The following is a 14,054-nucleotide window of genomic DNA, read 5'->3' as shown; positions in this document are numbered from 1 at the left end:
ACCGAGCCGGGCGAACCCGGCTCAACCGACGCCTAGAGGAGAATCTATCCGCTTTCCGCACCCGCCCGCAGCGTTGCCGCCGTGGCCGCGTCTCGTTGCCCGTCACACGCCCTTCACCAGGACCAACATGTCCGAGCGCGGGGCGGGGATGACGATCCGGGTGTCCTCCGCCAGCGGCAGCGGCCGCGCGGCCGCGTCGGCCACCGACATGGTCGCCGCCGCGGGTTCGTCCTGCGCCGCGGGCTCGGCGGCCGTCTGCTCCGACGCCGCGGTCGCGGCCGCGGCGTCGCTCGCGGTCGCATCGGCGGTCGGCCCGTCGGCGCCGGCCATGATCGTGCTCACATCCCACAGCACCCGGGACAGCGGCACGTCCAGCGCTTCGCAGATGGCGGCCAGCAATTCACTGGAAGCCTCCTTGCGACCGCGCTCGACTTCGGAGAGATAGCCCAGGCTCACCCGCGCCGAGGTCGACACCTCGCGCAAGGTCCGGTTCTGGGCGAGACGCGCACGCCGCAGACTGTCCCCGATCGCCTCTCGCAGCAGCGTCATCTCGTTCTCCTTCGCTCCCGGTCGCCGGGCCGAGGCGATTCTCGACCCCACGCATGCCGTTCTTTCTGGCACAACGTCCGAGCCGGGGCGGTTGGTTCCCACCGGGGGCACCTCAGCCGCTCCACCCGACGCGATCGGCCGGGCCCGTGCCCGCCTCCCGCACACACCGCAGCAATTCCGATACCGCTGTGCGCGTCGCACCGATTCTGATCGTCCACCGGTCGCCGGGGAGTTTCAACCGCATCACTTCGGTATGCCCGGGACCTGCCAATCCGAGGAAGACCGTGCCGACCGGGTGCCCGTCCTGCGAATCGGGGCCCGCCACGCCGGTCAGACCCACGCCCCAGTCCGCGCCGCATCGGGTGCGCGCGCCCACGGCCAGCTGTTCGGCGGTGCTCGCCGCCACCGGCCCCTCGGTCGCGAGTACCTCCGCGTCCACACCGGCGAGGCTGTGTTTGAGATCGGTGGCGTACACCACCAGGCCGCCACGCAGCACAGCGCTGGCGCCAGGGACCCCGGCGATGGTCGCGGCAAGCAAGCCCGCGGTCAGGGATTCGGCGGTGGCCACGGTTTGCCGCACGGTCACCAGCGCACGGACCAGATCGATGGCCTGCACGCCTTCCACCAGCGGATCGCTCATACGCCGCGGGTCCGCCCCGGGCCACCCGCGAACCACACCCGGGCCGCCTGACCGACGTAGTCCAGCCCGGTCGCCACCGTCAGCGCGACAGCCAGGTACATCAGCAACATGCCGACACCGGCGACCCAGCCCGACAGCGGCAGCAGCAACATGGCGATGGCCAGCGACTGGACCAGGGTCTTGAGCTTGCCGCCGCGCCCGGCGGGGATGACGCCGCGTCGCACGACGAGCAGGCGCAGTAATGTGACACCGATCTCGCGCCCGCAGATCACCAGGGTGATCCACCAGGCGAGATCACCGAGCAGGGACAGCCCGATCACCGCGGACCCGATCAGCGCTTTGTCCGCGATGGGATCGGCCAGCTTGCCGAAATCGGTCACCAGGCCGTATTTGCGAGCCAGTTGCCCATCGAACCGGTCGGTGATCGCGGCGAGGCCGAACAGCGCCGCGGCGGCGATCCGCCAGCCGGTCTCGTGGCCACCTCCGACGAACAACGCCGCGACGAACAGCGGCACGATCGCGATGCGCAGCATGGTCAGCACATTCGCGATGTTCAGCAGCGGCGGCCCGGTCTCGGCCTGCGCGGGCGCGAAGCCGGGCCGGGCGGGTGCGGGCGCCACCCAAGGGCGGTCCGCCTCGTCGGGTTGCACGCTCATGCTCTGCCCCTTCCGGCATGAGCGGGGCCCTGCGTGGTCACGCTCCGCTGCCGCCTCCGGGCCTGACCGCTCACGCCTTCGCCTCACCGGCGATCGGCTCGGTCACGGCCGCCTCGGCACCGCGGCGCGCCGATCGGCGCGATGCGGTGAGCTGAACGAGTGGATCTGCGGCACACGTTCAGACTATCGGTAGCCGAGCCGACTACTGTGCACCCCATGACCTCTCGGGGACCACTAGGTGGTTCGACCAGCGACGCGCATCCGGGCGCGGCTTCGGCCGCGCGGAGTTCCCTCCCGGTTGTCCGACGCGCGCGAACCTCCGATGTGCCCGAGATCAAACGCCTCGTCGACGCCTATGCCGGCCGGATCCTGCTGGAGAAGAACCTGGTCACCCTCTACGAAGCGGTGCAGGAGTTCTGGGTCGCGGAGTTGGACGGCCGGGTCGTCGGCTGCGGCGCGCTGCACGTGCTGTGGGCCGACCTCGGGGAAGTGCGCACGGTCGCGGTGCACCCCGACGTCAAGGGCTCCGGTGTGGGCAAACTCATCGTGCAGCGGTTGATCGCGGTCGCCCGTGAACTCGAGCTGGAACGGGTGTTCGTGCTGACCTTCGAAGTGGAGTTCTTCGGCCGACACGGCTTCGTCGAGATCGACGGCACGCCGGTCACCGCCGAGGTGTATGCCGAGATGTGCCGGTCCTACGACACCGGTGTGGCCGAGTTCCTCGATCTCAGCTATGTGAAGCCCAACACCCTCGGCAATACTCGAATGCTGCTGACGCTCTGAGTCCGTTCCACAGGAAGCGATACCCGTGCCGATATTCGCCGTCCACTACGTCTACTCCCAGGCCACCGCCGCGGACCGGGACGTCCACCGTCCCGAGCACCGCGGCTGGCTGGCCGGCCTGCTCGAGTCCGGCGCCCTGCTCAGCAGCGGCCCGTACCCGGACGGGTCCGGAGCGCTGCTGATCTTCCGCTCGGAGGACGCGGGGCAATTGAAGAACCTGCTCGCCCAGGACCCGTTCGCACGGGAGAACCTGATCGACGACGTGCGCGCCGTGGAGTGGGCGCCGGTATTCGGCGCCTTCGCGTCCTGACCGGCTACCGGTCCGCTCGCACGCGCGTACGGAGCAGGCTGGCGACCGTCGCGAGGACCAGGATGCCGAGGATCACGCCCAGCGAGACGGGCGTGGAGATCTCCGGGACCGCGACGTGCTCGCCGCCGTTGACGAAGGGCAGCGTGTTCTCGTGCAGGGCGTGCAGCACCAGCTTCACGCCGATGAACGCGAGGATCGCGGCGAGCCCGTAGGACAGGTACACCAGCCGGTCGAGCAGCCCGCCGATCAGGAAGTACAGCTGTCGCAAACCCATGAGCGCGAACGCGTTGGCGGTGAACACGAGGTACGGCTGCTCGGTCAGGCCGTAGATGGCCGGGATCGAGTCCAGTGCGAAGAGCAGGTCGGCGAATCCGATGGCCAGCAGCGCCAGCAACAGCGGCGTGACCGCCCGGCGCCCATCGACCCTGGTCACCAGCTTGTCGCCGTCGTATTCGTCGGTGGTCGGAAGCACCCGTTTGGCCAACGCGACGATCCGGCTGTCTCGTTTCTCCTCGACCTCGACCTCGTGGCCGCTCTCGCGCAGCAACTTGACGGCGGTGTAGACGAGGAAGAGACCGAACAGATAGAACACCCAGCTGAACGCGCTGATCGCGGCCGCGCCGACGGCGATGAACGCACCGCGCATGACCAGGGCGAGCACGATGCCGATCAGCAGCACCTTCTGCTGGTGGATCCGTGGCACCGCGAAGGTGGACATGATGATCAGGAACACGAACAGGTTGTCCACCGAAAGCGCCTTCTCGGTGACGAAGCCCGCGTAGTACTCCCCGGCGTAGGTCGAACCCCACTGCCAGGCGACCACGCCGCCGAACAGCAGCGCCAGCCCGATGTAGACCGCGGACCAGAAACCGGATTCCCGGAACGTCGGTTCGTGCGGGGTGCGGACGTGGGCGAAGAAGTCGAAGACGAACAATCCGAGGATCACCACGACGGTGATCACCCATTCGAGTGCGGTTACGTGCATGCGGTGTGCCGATCGAGAGCGAAGATCATGATGTCCATAATGCCCGATTTGTCCGTTGCCGTGCGATAGCGGGGTGATTGCCGACCATAATTCCACATGCATTCACCCACCCGTTCGTGCCACAGTCGTTCGCGGCGACGATCACCGCCACGCTCGACCGCGCCAACGCGCTGCTCGGCCTCATGGCGGGCGGTACGGGACGGCGAGTGGCGACCGACCCGGTACTCGAAGCGGCTGCCGTCGAGCTATACCCTTCAGGCACGGAAGAACCCGGCCGGGTAGGGTCGTCGGCGAGGGAAATACGGCTCCCGGCACCGTATCCGGTGCTATCTTCTGAGCCGACGAAGATCAGATCACAGGAAGGCGAGACGATGACCGGAACGCTACGGCAAGAGTTGCCGAGCGATGCCCGGCATGCGCGCACCCACGCCGTGCTATCGCTCTCGTTCATCTCGTGGTGGATGAGCGCGCGGAGCCGCCCCTAGATCGTGTCTTTCACAGACCTATAAAGGGGTCACTCCGCGGCGAACCGCCGGGAGTGACCCCTTTTTCGTGCGGTCGAAACCCGACCCGATCCCTCGTAGCCCAATCGGTAGAGGCGCCGGACCTAGATTCCGGGAGATGCGAGTTCGAATCTCGCCGAGGGAACCACCTGGATCACGCCTTCGGCTCCGAGCCGTCGTCCTCACCGCCACCGCGGATGGACCACAGCAGTCCTTCCAGCTCATCGGGTTTCACGAGCACATCGCGCGCCTTGGAGCCCTCGCTCGGGCCGACCACGCCGCGGGTCTCCATGAGGTCCATCAGTCGTCCCGCCTTGGCGAAGCCGACCCGCAATTTGCGCTGCAGCATGGACGTGGAGCCGAACTGCGAGGTGACCACGAGTTCCACCGCCTGCAGGAAGACGTCCAGATCGTCGCCGATGTCGGGATCGACGTCCTTCTTCTCGCCTGGCTTCGCCGCGGTCACACCCTCTTGGTATTCCGGCTCGGCCTGGTTCTTGGTGAAGTCGACGACGGCGTGGATCTCCTCGTCGCTGATGAACGCGCCCTGTAACCGGGTCGGCTTGCCCGCCCCCATCGGCAGGAACAAGCCGTCGCCCATGCCGATCAGCTTCTCCGCGCCGGGCTGGTCGAGGATGACGCGGGAGTCGGTCAGCGACGAGGTCGCGAAGGCCAGGCGGGAGGGCACGTTGGTCTTGATCAGACCGGTCACCACGTCCACCGACGGCCGCTGCGTAGCCAGCACGAGATGGATCCCGGCCGCACGGGCCTTCTGGGTGATGCGGACGATGGCGTCTTCGACGTCGCGCGGAGCGGTCATCATCAGATCGGCCAGCTCGTCGACGATGGCCAGGATGTACGGGTAGGGCCGGTACACCCGTTCGCTGCCCAGCGGGGCCGTGATCGCGCCCGACTTCACCTTCTTGTTGAAGTCGTCGATGTGGCGCACCTTGTTGGCCTGCATGTCCTGGTAGCGCTGCTCCATCTCCTCGACCAGCCAGGCCAGCGCGGCCGCGGCCTTCTTCGGCTGCGTGATGATGGGCGTGATCAGGTGCGGAATGCCCTCGTACGGGGTGAGTTCCACCATCTTCGGGTCGATGAGGATCATCCGAACCTCGTCCGGCGTCGCTCGCTGCAGCAAGGACACCAGCATCGAGTTCACGAAGCTGGACTTACCCGAACCGGTGGACCCCGCGACGAGCAGGTGCGGCATCTTGGCCAGATTCGCCGAGACGAACTCGCCCTCGATGTTCTTGCCGAGGCCGATCACCAGCGGATGGTGGTCGGTGCGGGTACTGGGCGCCTTGAGCACGTCGGCCAGCCGGACCAGCTCTCGGTCGGCATTGGGCACCTCGATGCCGACGGCCGACTTGCCGGGGATCGGCGCGAGCAGCCGGACGTTCTCCGTCGCGACGGCGTAGGCGATATTGCGGGCCAGCGCGGTGATCTTCTCGACCTTCACGCCGGGCCCGAGTTCGACCTCGTAGCGCGTGACCGTCGGGCCGCGCACGAAGCCGGTCACCGCGGCGTCGATCTTGAACTGCACCAGTACCTCGGTGATCGCCTCGATCATCGATTCGTTGGCGGCACTGCGTTTCTTGGGCGGATCCCCATCGGTCAGCAGCGACAACGGCGGCAGGGTGTAATCGCCTTCGACCTCGCGATCGTTGACGAACTCCAGCTGCTGCGGCGGCGGTGGCGTCTGATCCTCCACCACCGCGGCGGGACGCTGCTTCTTCGGCTTCGGTTTCGGTGCGGGTTCTTCGACCGCGATCTGCTTGGCGTCGCGCAGCGGCGGTTCACCAAGCGCTTCGGTGACCGCGTCGGGGTCGCCGAATTCGTCGGGCGGATAGTTCTCGGCGGGGGTGCGGCCGCGCCGCTTGGCGGTGGCACGGCGCACCGGGAAGCCGTCGGCGTCGTAGTCGGCCGGATCGTAGTCCCGGTAATCGTCGAATTCGCCGTAGTCGTCGCCACCGGTCTCGGCGCCGAGGTAGCGCCGCAGCTTGGCAGGCACCTCGCGCACCGTCGTCCCGGTCACCAGCAGCGCGCCGAAGACGATGGCCAGCAGCAGGATCGGGACCGAGAGCCAGGCGGTGAGGCCGTTGGTCAGCGGCCCGCCGGCCACGAAGCCGACGAAACCGGCCGCGCGGGAACGCCCGTGCGCGTCGGTGGGGGCGCCCGCGGCGATGTGCCACAGTCCGAGGATCGGCAAGCCGATCAGCAGGCCGCCGAGCACCAGCCGCGGCCGGATCTCGGGGCGCGGTTCGGTTCGCATCAGGACGACGGCGATCCCGGAGGCGACGAACGGCAGTGCCGCGGACGCCGATCCGGAGATCGCGCGGATCACGTCCTCGACCCAGTGGCCGACCGGCCCGCCTGCCGACAACCAGACCGCCGCCGCGATCACGGCGCTCAGGCCGATCAGCGCCAGCGCGATGCCGTCGCGCCGATGCCCGTGCTCGATCTCGCCCGCCCTGCTCAACGTTCGAGTGGTCGCGCCGAGTCCGCGGGCCAGCATGGTCCAGCCGCTGCCGATACCGCGTGTGACGACCGCGAGCGGAGCCGTGTTCGATGGACGGCGCGCCGGACGCCGGGCCGGGGCGCCGCGCCTGCGTGGGGTGGCGGTCGTTCTGGGCGCCGCTGTGCGGGGCGTGGCCGCGCGAGACCGCGCCGTGGTGGTCCTCCCCCGCGCCGATCCCGCCCGCGCCCGAGTCGTCGTGGTGCTGCGGGACTTACCTGCCATGGCCCCAGGCTAGCCGCAATCGCCCCATCGGGACCATCCGCAACACTGGCACCGTCGCGCCGCTGGCGGCTTTTCCTCGCCCGTCGGCCGTTGTGACCGGGGAAGACGGGTGGTTATCAGACCGAACGGTCCGCTTCGAGTACCGCTCGGACGGCCTCCGGGGAGCCGGCGGTCTCCAGCCGGACTTCGTCCCGGCCGAAGGCGTGCAGCACCAGTTCCGATGGCTTTCCGGTCAGCGTGACGACCTCCTCGGACGCGGACCGCACCACCGTGCGCCTGCCGTCCGGCGTCGCGAGTTCGACGGTGACCGGCGCCTTGCGGTAGGCCATCCCGGCCATCTTGCGCAGGACCGACCACAGCTGGTCCTCGTCGGCGGCGGTCAGTTCGCGTGGCTGCCAACCAGGCTCGGCGCGGCGCACGTCCTCGTGATGGACGAACATCTCCGACAGATTGACCACCGCGTCCACCGGACGCAGCGGCGACCACCACGGCGGACCGGTCCGCACCTGTTCCAGCAGTTCGGGGAAGGGCTTGCGCGCCGCCTTCGCTTGCACCCGCTCGAGATACCCCGCGAACGGCTTCAGCAGGATGCCCGGCGCCGCATCGGGCCGCCGTTCGCGAACCACCAAGTGGGCGGCCAAGTCCCGCACCGTCCACGCACCGCAGAGCGTGCGCGCGTCCGGACCCGCCGCGTCCATCGCATCGACGAGCTCGCGGCGTTCCCGCTGTGCCATAGTCACCCCCCGAACATACCGACCGCCCGGCGTCGACGCCGGGCGGCACGACGCCCTGCGGTCACCGCAACCGACGCACTACCCCGGGTCCACGGGAGGAGGTCTCCGGCGACACGAGGCCGGCCACGACAGCCGAGGACGTGCCGTTATCCGGCTTCGCACCGACCCATACGCAATGCGTTGCGCTTCACCGAGATTCACCGATGATATGGGCGGCAGCAACCCCCTGTCCCCCGGTTGCGGGCGGCGCGGCCGTGGGCCACACTGGGCTCTACACCGACAACGCGCGTTCCTATCACGGTGTTCGCGTCTCCCGCTGCCGGGAAATCTCCGGCTAGCGTAATGAAGGTCGGCTCTGTACCTTGTCACTCGGTCCATCGGGTCGTGGGCCATATGACAAGAAGGGGCAAATCCTCGTGAAGAAGTTTGCTACCGGTGTGGCCGCGCTCGCGGCGGCAGGCACCGCGCTGGCTGTCAGCGCGCCCGCCGCGAACGCCTACACCAACAACTACGGCGCGATCGCGCTGTCCACCTCCACCGGTTTGATCGGGTATTCCTACGACTATCCGAACTCGTCTGCCGCACAGCAGCGCGCCATCAGCTCCTGCGGCGCGGCGGACTGCCAGTCGGTGGTCTGGTTCCGAAACGGCTGCGGCGCCGTGGCGTACTCCAGCGGCACCGGCACCTGGAGCTGGGGATATGCCTCGTCGCGGCGCAGCGCGCAGGGCCAGGCGCTGGCGCACAACGATTCCGATGCCTACATCGTGCACTGGAACTGCACGTCCAACCACGGCTGATACCCGGACTTCGAGTCGAAGGAAACAACGTGAAGCACCGCACTTTCCGGACCACCGTGGCCGTCGTCCTCACCGCACTGGCCTGCTCGCTGAGCGCCTGCGCCTCCAACGACGACTCCTCGTCCCCGAGCACCAGCGCCAACCCCAGCCACGCGGCGGGTGAGCTGGAGGGCGGCTCGGACAAGGGCGACAAGGAGGCCGGCTCGGCGCCGACCACACCCTCCTCGCCCGCCCTGGCCAAGCCTTCCGTACAGCAGCTGAACGAGCGGCTGCAGAAGGCGTTCGATCCGAACGTGCCGAACACGGAGAAGATCAGCTGGATCCAGGCCGCCGAGCAGGATCCCTACCTGGTCGCCAACCTCGTCGACGCCGCGAAGAAGCAGAAGGTCACCGTCGAGGTCATCAACGTGGGTGACCCGAAGGACGGCAAGCTCAAGGCCGACGCCAAGGTCACCATCGACGGCACCCCGGTGGACGACGCGTTCATCCAGTTCGTGTCCGAGGGCGGCCAGTGGAAGGTCGACCACACCTTCGCCTGCAACATCGTCAAGAGCGCGAAGATCGAGTCCGCGGCCTGCCAGGAGTAACCCGCTACCGCGTGGAAAGCGCCGGGCAGCTGAGCTGCCCGGCGCTTTTCGTCGGCTGGATGGTCAGACGCCGATGACGGTCGGCACGATCATCGGACGACGCCGATAGGTGTCGGCCACCCATCGACCCACCACGCGGCGCACACCCTGCGCGATCCGGTGGGTGTCGGTGACGCCTTCGCCGGCCAGGCGCAACAGTTCGGCTTCAACCAGTTCCGCCGCGTCGAGCAGTGCGGTGGGATCGTCGGAGAAGCCGCGCCCGCTCAGTTCCGGGGTGCTCACAGCCTTGCCGGTGGTCTCGTCGATGGCGACGGTGATCGCGATGAAACCGCCCTCGCCGAGCACCAGCCGGTCCGACAGCGTCGACTCCCCGACATCGCCGACCGACAGCCCGTCGACGTACACGTGGCCCACCGGCACCCGCCCGACGATCGAAGCGATGCCGTCGACCAAGTCGACCACCACGCCGTCCTCGGCGAGCACCACTCGCTCCTGCGGCACGCCGGTCGCCACCGCCAGCGCCGCGTTCGCGCGCAGGTGGCGCCATTCGCCGTGCACCGGCATCGCATTGGTCGGCCGCACCGCGTTGTACAGGTAGAGCAATTCTCCCGCCGAGGCGTGCCCGGAGACGTGCACCTTGGCGTTCTGCTGGGTGATCACCGTGGCCCCGAGCCGGGCCAGGCCGTTGACCACCGCGAACACCGAGTTCTCGTTGCCGGGGATCAGCGAGGAGGCCAGCACCACGAGGTCGTCGGGGCGGATGTTGATCTGCCGGTGGTCGCCGCGTGCCATTCGCGACAGCGCCGACAGCGGCTCACCTTGCGAACCCGTGGAGATCAGCACCAGGCGGTGGCTGGGCAGCGTGGCGGCGACGTCGAGGTCGACGACGACGCCGTCCGGCATGGTGAGATAGCCCAGGTCCTGGGCGATCTGCATATTGCGGACCATCGAGCGGCCGACGAAACACACACGGCGGCCGTACTTCTGGGCGACGTCGACGACCTGCTGGATGCGGTGCACGTGACTGGCGAAGGACGCGACGATGACCCGGCCGTTCGCCTTGCCGATGACCGTGTCCAGCACGCCGCCGATCTCGCGTTCCGGCGTGACGAAGCCGGGGACCTCGGCGTTGGTGGAGTCCACCAGGAACAGATCGACGCCCTCGTCCCCGAGCCGGGAGAATCCGGCCAGGTCGGTGAGCCGCCCGTCCAGCGGGAGCTGGTCGAGCTTGATGTCACCGGTGTGCAGAGCGACGCCCGCGGGCGTGCGGATGGCGACGGCGAGCGCGTCGGGAATGGAATGGTTGACCGCGAAGTACTCGCAACCGAACGGGCCGTGGGTGGTGTGCTGTCCCTCGGTCACTTCGATGAGTTTCGGGTGCAGGCGGTGTTCCCGGCACTTCGCGGCGACCAGCGCGAGGGTGAACCTCGATCCGACGACCGGGATATCGGGCCGCAACCGCAGCAGGAACGGCACCGCGCCGATGTGGTCCTCGTGGCCGTGGGTGAGCACGACGGCCACCACATCATCGATCCGGTCCTCGATGGGGCGGAAGTCCGGCAGGATCAGGTCGACGCCGGGCTGCTGGTCCTCCGGGAACAGCACGCCGCAGTCGATGATCAGCAGCTTGCCGCCGTACTCGAAAACCGTCATGTTCCGGCCGATTTCGCCGATACCGCCGAGCGCGAACACGCGCAGGCCGTTCTGGGGCAGTGGCGGCGGAGCGCCGAGCCGATCGTGCGCGGCGACCAGGGCCGCCTGTGCCGGAGGCTCTTCGACCCGCCGGGCGCCGGACTGCCCGCGTCCCCGGCCCCCTCGCCGGGACGCCGCGTTCTGGCCCTTGCCTTCCCGGCGCGCCCGCACGGGCGCGAGCTCCTCGGTCGTGACCGCGGGAGGGGCTTCAGCCGTCGTCTCGTCCAGAGCCGGTACGGGCCGTGCGACGGTCTCCGCTGACGCGGGGGACGGCGTCACCTGCTCCGCCGGAGTGGTGGGAGCCGGCGCTCCCGCGGGGCGGGACGCGCTGCGGCGGCGGCGGAATAGCGGTTCGCTCACGAAAGTACTCCAACCGCTCGCAGGTCTGCGGCGAGCACTTCCAGTTGCTCACCGGTCGGCATCAGCTGCGGCAGCCGCGGCTCGCCGACCTCCACGCCCAGCAGCCGCAGGCCGCCCTTGCTCATCGCGACGCCGCCGAGCCGGGCCATCGCGGCGTGCAGCGGCAGCAGCGTGGTGTTGATCTCGCGGGCGCGCACCACCTCCCCCGCCGTGTACGCCTCCAGCAGCGCGCGCAATCGTTCGGGCACGAGATGTCCGATGACGCTGATGAATCCGGCCGCGCCGACCGACAGCCAGGGCAGGTTGAGCGCGTCGTCGCCGGAGTAGAACGTCAGGCCGGTGCTCGCGATCAGTTCCGCGCCCATGTTCAGATCGCCCTTGGCGTCCTTGACCGCGACGATGCGCGGGTGCTCGGCGAGCTTGCGGACGGTGTCGCTGGCGATCGGCACCACCGAACGCCCAGGAATGTCGTACAGGGTGACGGGCAGGTCGGTGGCGTCCGCGACGGCGGTGAAATGCGCGATCAGCCCCTCCTGGGAGGGCCGGGAGTAGTACGGCGTCACCACGAGCAAACCGTGTGCACCCGCCCGCTGCGCATTGCGCGCGAGTTCGATCGAATGCGCGGTGTCGTAGGTGCCCGCGCCCGCGATCACGGTCGCGCGCTTACCGACGGCGTCGACGACGGCGCGCAGCAGATCGGCCTTCTCCGACTCGGTGGTGGTCGGCGATTCACCGGTGGTTCCAGAGATCGCGAGCAGGTCGACGCCGCGGTCGACCAGGCGGGCCGCGAGCGCGACCCCGGCATCGACGTCGAGCTTGCCGTCGGCGCTGAAGGGGGTCACCATCGCGACACCTACCGTGCCGGACGCACGCAGCTCCGTTGGCGTCGATTCACCGTTCTTCATGGTCAGAAAGGCTACCCGGTCGAAGACACGCCCTCGACACCGTCGTCGGCGATCAGGCCGCAACAAAGACGCGAATCCATCTCGATGACAACCTGATGATGCCATCGTGCCGCTTGCCCGACATCAAGAATGACGTCAGACTGGCGTCATGGATTTGAACAAGTACACCAGCCAACTGCGTGCGAACCTGATCGCCGCCGCGGCGCTCGGCGACGAGAAGACGCAGGCCACGGCGGCGGCACTGGCCGCGGCGACGGAAGGGCCTGCCCGCCTGGTACTGCTCGCCGCGCTGTCGGACCTCGCCGCCGAGGTCAGCGCCGCACTCGGCGACCGAACGGTGCACGTTTCGGTCGACGGCACCGACGCGTCCATCGATGTGCGCAAGAGCACGGCGGGCGAGGAGCAGCCCACTTTCGAGGAGATGACCGGAGACATCAGCAGGGTCACGCTGCGACTGGTGGAACAGATGAAGGCGCGTGCGGAAGAGGCTGCCGCACAGAGCGGTCAGTCCCTGAACTCGTGGCTGTCCAGCGCCGTCCACGGGGCTTTGCGCGACCAGATGCGCGGGTACGGGCCCAAACGCGACAGCTGACCCACTAGCGCTACAGCAACGCGGCGAGATTGCCGCGCTCGCCGATGACGACCTCGTCCAGTTCGAGCCAATCGGCCATCTCGCGCAGCGCGCCGGCGAGGGCGTGCGCGGTGGCCGGAGTGTCGTATCCGGGTTCGGCGAACGCGGCGGGGACCCACAACCGGCCGTTCGCGCGCTCGGCGCGCAGATCGACACGGCCGACCAGTTCACCGTCGAGCAGGAACGGGAAGACGTAATAGCCGTGCACCCGTTTGTGCTCAGGGGTGTAGATCTCGATGCGGTAGTGGAAGTCGAAGATGCGCTCCGTGCGGGCGCGGAAGAAGATGAGCGGGTCGAACGGACACAGCAACGCGGCGCCTTCGACGCGGCGCGGCGTCGGGGCGCCCGCCCGCAGATAGGCTGGTTTCTCCCAGCCCGCCACCTGCACCGGGATCAGCTCTCCGGCGTCCACCAGATCGGCGATGGCCGGTTCGGTCTGGGCGCGCTGCAGCCGGTAGTAGTCGCGCAGATCGGCTTCGGTGCCGATGCCGTGCGCGGTGGCGGCGCGCAGCACCAGCGCACGGACGGCGTCCGGTTCGGCGACGTCGCGGGACAGCACCTCCGCGGGCAGTACCCGCTCGGTCAGGTCGTAGTGCCTGGTGAATCCCACGCGCGTGGCCACCGACAGCGCGCCCGCCGCGAAGAGCTGCTCGCAGATCATCTTCGTATCGCTGAGGTTCCACCAGGAGCCCTTCGGCCGCGGCTTGTCCAGCTCCAAATGGCGCTCCACTTCACCGGCGGTGGCCGCGCCCACCGACGTGATCACATCCAGGATGTCCTTGCCCAACGTCGGATTGCGCTCGACCACCTTGCGCATGCCCGACCAGCGCCCGTGCTCGTACCGCCGCATCCGCCAGCGCAGCAGCGGCCAGTCCTCCACCGGGATGAGCGCGGCCTCGTGCGCCCAGTACTCGACCAGCGTGCGCGGGCGCCGCGCGCCGTTGCTCCAGGCGGCCTGATCCAGCAGCGTGCGATCGTAGGACCCGATGCGACTGAACACCGGCGCGTAGTGCGCTCGCACCACCGCCGACACCGAATCCAGTTGCAGTAGCTTGGTCCGGTCCAGCACACCGAGCACCGTCCGCCGCGTCGCGCGGCCAGACCTGCGTACCCCGAAACCCTGCGCCGCCAAAGCCGTTCGCCGTGCCGCCGCGGCACCCATCTTCCGCATAGCAGGCA

14 protein-coding genes and 1 tRNA gene are annotated in these 14,054 nt (G+C 68.8%); 6 read left to right on the top strand and 9 right to left on the bottom strand.

Annotation, left to right across the window (positions count from 1 at the left end):
• Positions 1–102: 102 nt before the first annotated feature.
• From ACWEKR_RS02100 to pgsA, 3 genes are all read right to left on the bottom strand, one after another.
• A complete protein-coding gene (locus ACWEKR_RS02100) occupies positions 103–549 on the bottom strand; it encodes a helix-turn-helix domain-containing protein (RefSeq protein WP_195083768.1) in 447 nt (148 codons plus the stop codon).
• A gap of 112 nt (positions 550–661) precedes the next feature.
• Positions 662–1,189, bottom strand: coding sequence for a CinA family protein (locus tag ACWEKR_RS02095; protein ID WP_159850839.1), 528 nt, complete (start codon positions 1,187–1,189; stop codon positions 662–664).
• Positions 1,186–1,845, bottom strand: a complete 660-nt coding sequence (gene pgsA, locus ACWEKR_RS02090; protein WP_452352868.1) for a CDP-diacylglycerol--glycerol-3-phosphate 3-phosphatidyltransferase — start codon at positions 1,843–1,845, stop codon at positions 1,186–1,188. Before pgsA ends, ACWEKR_RS02095 begins: the two co-directional genes overlap by 4 nt.
• 216 nt (positions 1,846–2,061) lie before the next feature.
• On the opposite strand from pgsA, the gene ACWEKR_RS02085 reads away from it, so the two are divergent.
• The gene (locus tag ACWEKR_RS02085; protein WP_195083771.1) at positions 2,062–2,628 is read left to right on the top strand and encodes an amino-acid N-acetyltransferase; all 567 of its coding nucleotides are present in this window, start codon (positions 2,062–2,064) and stop codon (positions 2,626–2,628) included.
• 25 nt (positions 2,629–2,653) lie between these two features.
• Positions 2,654–2,938 (top strand): YciI family protein, encoded by a 285-nt coding sequence (locus ACWEKR_RS02080; RefSeq protein ID WP_452352867.1) that lies wholly within the window; start codon positions 2,654–2,656, stop codon positions 2,936–2,938.
• A gap of 4 nt (positions 2,939–2,942) precedes the next feature.
• Here the strand turns inward: ACWEKR_RS02080 and ACWEKR_RS02075 are convergent, their stop codons facing one another.
• Positions 2,943–3,923: a TerC family protein gene (locus ACWEKR_RS02075; protein WP_452352866.1), complete on the bottom strand. Its 981-nt coding sequence runs from the start codon at positions 3,921–3,923 to the stop codon at positions 2,943–2,945.
• A gap of 574 nt (positions 3,924–4,497) precedes the next feature.
• On the opposite strand from ACWEKR_RS02075, the gene ACWEKR_RS02070 reads away from it, so the two are divergent.
• Positions 4,498–4,574: transfer RNA gene (locus tag ACWEKR_RS02070), tRNA-Leu, on the top strand.
• A 6-nt stretch (positions 4,575–4,580) separates the two neighbouring features.
• Here the strand turns inward: ACWEKR_RS02070 and ACWEKR_RS02065 are convergent.
• Together ACWEKR_RS02065 and ACWEKR_RS02060 are read right to left on the bottom strand one after the other, a co-directional pair.
• The gene (locus ACWEKR_RS02065) at positions 4,581–7,169 is read right to left on the bottom strand and encodes a DNA translocase FtsK (RefSeq protein ID WP_452352865.1); all 2,589 of its coding nucleotides are present in this window, start codon (positions 7,167–7,169) and stop codon (positions 4,581–4,583) included.
• Between the two features lie 116 nt (positions 7,170–7,285).
• Positions 7,286–7,909 (bottom strand): TIGR03085 family metal-binding protein, encoded by a 624-nt coding sequence (locus ACWEKR_RS02060; protein ID WP_452352864.1) that lies wholly within the window; start codon positions 7,907–7,909, stop codon positions 7,286–7,288.
• A 410-nt stretch (positions 7,910–8,319) separates the two neighbouring features.
• On the opposite strand from ACWEKR_RS02060, the gene ACWEKR_RS02055 reads away from it, so the two are divergent.
• A complete protein-coding gene (locus tag ACWEKR_RS02055) occupies positions 8,320–8,700 on the top strand; it encodes a DUF4189 domain-containing protein (protein ID WP_159850854.1) in 381 nt (126 codons plus the stop codon).
• A 29-nt stretch (positions 8,701–8,729) separates the two neighbouring features.
• Complete coding sequence (locus tag ACWEKR_RS02050) at positions 8,730–9,287, top strand: hypothetical protein (RefSeq protein WP_195083777.1); 558 nt, start codon at positions 8,730–8,732, stop codon at positions 9,285–9,287.
• Positions 9,288–9,350: 63 nt separating this feature from the next.
• Here ACWEKR_RS02050 and ACWEKR_RS02045 read toward each other — a convergent pair whose 3' ends face one another.
• Positions 9,351–11,150 carry a ribonuclease J gene (locus tag ACWEKR_RS02045; protein ID WP_452353086.1) on the bottom strand — a complete coding sequence of 600 codons (1,800 nt, stop codon included), beginning with the start codon at positions 11,148–11,150 and terminating at the stop codon, positions 9,351–9,353.
• 185 nt (positions 11,151–11,335) lie between these two features.
• On the bottom strand, positions 11,336–12,244 hold the full coding sequence (gene dapA / locus ACWEKR_RS02040; protein WP_452352863.1) for a 4-hydroxy-tetrahydrodipicolinate synthase: 909 nt from the start codon (positions 12,242–12,244) through the stop codon (positions 11,336–11,338).
• 148 nt (positions 12,245–12,392) lie between these two features.
• Between dapA and ACWEKR_RS02035 the strand changes: the two genes are divergently transcribed.
• Positions 12,393–12,836, top strand: a complete 444-nt coding sequence (locus tag ACWEKR_RS02035) for a hypothetical protein (protein ID WP_452352862.1) — start codon at positions 12,393–12,395, stop codon at positions 12,834–12,836.
• 10 nt (positions 12,837–12,846) lie between these two features.
• Here ACWEKR_RS02035 and ACWEKR_RS02030 read toward each other — a convergent pair whose 3' ends face one another.
• Positions 12,847–14,046 carry a winged helix-turn-helix domain-containing protein gene (locus ACWEKR_RS02030; protein WP_452352861.1) on the bottom strand — a complete coding sequence of 400 codons (1,200 nt, stop codon included), beginning with the start codon at positions 14,044–14,046 and terminating at the stop codon, positions 12,847–12,849.
• Positions 14,047–14,054: the final 8 nt, after the last annotated feature.

Source organism: Nocardia sp. NPDC004573 (assembly GCF_053602135.1).
This window is presented reverse-complemented; position numbering and strand designations above follow the sequence as displayed.